1 protein-coding gene is annotated in these 3,536 nt (G+C 48.3%); it reads left to right on the top strand.

Going from position 1 to position 3,536, the window contains the following annotated elements; all coding sequences use genetic code 11:
* Positions 1 to 3,536: MBG domain-containing protein (locus G457_RS22930; protein ID WP_026947543.1), on the top strand; the 3,536-nt coding region annotated here is incomplete at both ends.

Below are 3,536 nucleotides of genomic sequence, written 5' to 3' on the forward strand. Positions count from 1 at the left end.
ATACGATTAGCGGAGACGATGCGGGCAACTACACGTTGACCCAGCCAACGTTGAGTGCGGATATTACGGCAAAGGCGTTGACGGTAACGGGTCTGACAGGCAACAACAAAGCCTACGACGGAACGGATGCAGCGACAGCAAGTGGAACAGCGGAACTGAGCGGAGTAGAGACAGGAGACGCTGTGACCTTGGGCGGCACACCTACCTTCACGTTTGCTCAGACAGCTGTTGGAACAAATATCACGATCAGCACCACGGGTTATACGATTAGCGGAGACGATGCGGGCAACTACACGTTGACCCAGCCAACGTTGAGTGCGGATATTACTCCAAGATCAATAAGTATTGTTCCTGATGAGAACCAGACGAAGGTTTACGGAGAACCAGATCCGGCACTGACGTATGCATTCATCGGTGAAGCTACAGGAGAGGTTCCTGGCTTTGACGGCTCTTTAACAAGAGTTCAGGGAGAAAACGTGGGAACTTACGAGATCACACGAGGCAATCTGGAATTGAAGGACAATGGATCCTTTAAGGCATCCAACTACGAACTTGACCTGACTACGGGAGTGAAATTCACGATCACCAAAGCAGCTTTAACCATCACAGCCAACAATGACAGTAAGTTTGTGACGCAGTCAGATGCAATCGGCTATGCGGGTGTTAGTTACAGTGGCTTTAAGTTTGGAGAAGACTCATCGGATATTGACATCACAGGCCTGAGCATTACCAGAACGAATGCGGGTACTGAAACAGCCGGAGAGTATCTGGGAGTATTGGATGTATCGGGTGCGACTGCTGAGAACTATGAGATTAGCTATGTTTCAGGTGACTATACGATAGTTGGAGCGGATCAGCTGTTGGTGAAGTTGAAGGATTCTGAGGTGGTTTATGGAACCACACCGGTATATGAGGTCGCCGAAGCGGGATACTACAGTTCTGATGATGAATTGATCAAGGACCTGACTTCAAGTACGGTAGTGAATGGCACGCAGGTGACGGTAACTGACGGAGCATCGGGAACTGCCAGCTTTGAGATTATGGTTGAAGATGCCACGTATGCTACTTCCGATAAACTTAACGTCGGAACTTACGACTTGGTGGCATCCAATTCAGCGGTGACCAGTCCTAACTTCAGCAATACACTGGTGCTACAGGGTAAGCTAAAAGTAACACCGAAGGAACTGACAGCAGCTGTTACCAGCAGTACGACGAAGGTCTATGACGGCAATGCGCAACTGCTGGATCTGGAGCTTAGCTTGACTAGTCTGGTTAATCTGGATCAAGTGACTGCTACGGGTACAGGTGTGTACGACAATAAGAATGTTGGAACTAGAAGTTATACAATATCAGGCTTGACGCTAAGCGGAGCGGATGCAGATAATTACTTTATCCTAGGCGGGGCCCAGCCTACTGTGAGCGGAACTGACGGTGAAATCACCAAGCGAACGCTGACGGTGACACCAGACGGAGGACAGACCAAGACCTTTGGAGAATCCGATCCGACCTTTACGTATAGCAACAGTGGAGCGGTGAGCGGAGAGACGCCAGGCTTTAGTGGTAGCTTGACCAGAGCTACAGGAGAAGCGGAAGGTACTTATGAGATAGAGCAGGGAAGTCTTACCATCATCGATAATAACAGTTTCCTAAAGGACAACTACACGCTGGACTTTACAACAGGTGTCTTGTTCACTATCGGCAAGAAGGCCATTGATGCCACAGATATCACCGTGGATGCGATTGCGAACCTAACCTATTCCAGTCAGGCTCAGACACCGGCCCCAGTGGTGAAAGATGGTAATCTTACCTTGACAGCAGATACGGATTACAGCTTAGTTTATAGTGAAAATACAGACGCAGGTAAGGCGACGATTAGTATTACCGGTTTGGGTAATTATACAGGAGAGCGAAAAGTATTCTTTACCATCGCTCCGAAGACCCTGACGGTAACTCCTGATGCGAATCAGTCAAAGGTTTATGGAGAAACAGATCCGATGCTGACCTATACTCATAACGGAGAGGTGAGCGGAGAAAATCCGGCCTTTGAATATACACTTAGCCGTGCAGAGGGCGAGAATGTTGGAACTTACGAGATCAATAAAGGAAGCCTGATACTGAAGGACAATGGATCCTTCAAGGCGGCTAATTACGAACTTGTACTGACTACCGGAGTTGACTTTGAAATCACGAAGGCAGCGTTAACCATCACAGCCAACAACGACAGCAAGTTTGTAACTCAGTCTGATGCGACAGGCTATGCGGGTGTAAGCTACAGCGGCTTTAAGTTTGGGCAGAATGAATCAGTTCTGAATACGACGAACCTTACTGTTATCCGTACGAATGCCGGAACAGAAACTGCAGGAGTCTATGCGGATGTATTGGAAGCTTCGGGGGTGACTGCACAGAACTATGATATCACTTATGTTGAGGGTGATTATACCATTGTAGGAGCTGATCAGTTATTGGTGAAGTTGAAGGATGGTGCAGTGGTTTATGGAACCACACCAGTGTATGAGGTAGCTGAAGCAGGCTATTACAGTTCAGGTAATCAGCTAATTCAGGATTTGACCCAGAATACACAAATCAGCGGCGCTCAGGTGACGGTGACAGATGGGGCTTCAGGTACCGCAGTGTTTGACCTTGTGGTTAGCTCGCCGCAACTAAGCAGTTCAAATAATCTTAAAGTAGGAAACTATGAGCTTGAGGCAGCAAATGTCACAGAAAGTAGTCCAAACTTTGGGAACACGATTGTACTGCAAGGTAAACTGGAAGTGACACCACAAGAGCTGACCGCATCGGTAAGCAGCAGCAAGACGAAGGTTTACGACGGCAATGATGCTATGCTAAATCTGACGCTAGCTTTAAGCACACCGATCACAGGTGATGAGATTGAAGCGAGCGGTTCTGGTAAATACAGCAGTAAAGATGTGGGTAGCAGAAACTACTCAGTCACAGGCTTAACGCTTAACGGGTCTGATGCAGGCAACTACTTTATCCAAGGCGGAGCTCAGGCTACTGTGAGCGGAACTGACGGTGAGATCACCAAGCGAACACTGACTGTGACTCCGGATGAAGGACAGAACAAGACCTTTGGAGAATCTGATCCTACGCTGACCTATACCTACAGCGGAGCGGTAAGCGGAGAGATTGCCGGCTTCATTGGCAAGTTGAACCGTGAATCGGGAGAAACTCAAGGGACCTATCCAATCACAGTTGGTACGCTTGCGCTCAATACCAACGGAAGCTTCCTGAAGGAAAACTATACCTTGGACTTCACGACCGGGATGTTGTTTACGATCGGTAAGAAGGATCTCGAATCCGCTGATATCAAGGTGGAAGAGATCGCAGACCTGACTTACAATGGACAGGCCCAAGAGCCGAAGCCTATCGTGAAAGACGGGGTGTTGACCTTGGTTGAGGATACCGACTACACGCTGAGCTATTCAAACAATATCAATGCAGGTACGGCGACTGTGACGGTTACAGGTATCGGCAACTACAGCGGTACGACAAGTCAGACCTTTGAGATTACGAAG

Origin of the sequence: Algoriphagus marincola DSM 16067, from assembly GCF_000429405.1 — a bacterium.
GTDB lineage: Bacteria > Bacteroidota > Bacteroidia > Cytophagales > Cyclobacteriaceae > Algoriphagus > Algoriphagus marincola.